Below are 241 nucleotides of genomic sequence, written 5' to 3'. Positions count from 1 at the left end.
GAAAAACAACAAGCTTTCGAAATCGTCTCAAAAATCATCTTTGACAGAGCTTGCCAACTCATTGTTGGTGGTAATCCTGCATTTGAATCAGAAGCATGTCTTTTTCACATAGAAATGGTGATGCAAGAGTGGGGCTATAAGTCTGCTGTTGTTGCTGAGTATTGCGATTCAGTAAAAGAAGAAAACGACATCATGCGTGAAATGGGGATCGAATAATGTTGAACAAAAAACAATCAATACC

At 38.2% G+C, this 241-nt stretch carries 1 protein-coding gene; it reads left to right on the top strand.

What is annotated here, in order from left to right:
* The coding region (locus tag EXE09_RS18680; RefSeq protein ID WP_130118257.1) for a hypothetical protein at positions 1 to 216 on the top strand (216 nt) is incomplete at its 5' end.
* Between the last annotated feature and the right edge of the window lie 25 nt (positions 217 to 241).

The organism is Acinetobacter sp. WCHAc060025, from assembly GCF_004209355.1.
In the GTDB taxonomy this organism is placed as follows: Bacteria; Pseudomonadota; Gammaproteobacteria; order Pseudomonadales; family Moraxellaceae; genus Acinetobacter; species Acinetobacter wuhouensis.
Note: the sequence above shows the minus strand (reverse complement) of the source record. Positions and strands in the feature narration are given on the sequence as shown.